General features: G+C 69.6%; 1 pseudogene. It reads left to right on the plus strand.

Annotated features, from left to right (window positions below):
- Nucleotides 1-16 precede the first annotated feature (16 nt).
- Nucleotides 17-260: pseudogene (locus AAEY75_RS15865) on the plus strand (dipeptide ABC transporter permease DppC); the annotation flags it as partial.

Below are 260 nucleotides of genomic sequence, written 5' to 3' on the forward strand. Positions count from 1 at the left end.
GGTGTGGCGACACGTGTTGCCGCATGCGATCGCGCAGGTGCCGGTCCTCGCGACGATCGGGCTGGGCACCGCGATCATCGGCACGTCGGGGTTGAGCTTTCTCGGAATGGGGCCGCAGCCGCCCGCGGCGGAATGGGGATTGATGCTCGCCGAGGGCCGCAACTATCTGTACAACGCGTGGTGGATCGCGGTGTGGCCCGGCCTCGCGATCACCGCGGCCGTGATCGCCGTGAATGCGCTCGGCGGCTACTGGCAGGCGC

This window comes from Psychrobacter sp. TB55-MNA-CIBAN-0194, assembly GCF_040309505.1.
GTDB lineage: Bacteria > Pseudomonadota > Gammaproteobacteria > Pseudomonadales > Moraxellaceae > Psychrobacter > Psychrobacter fozii.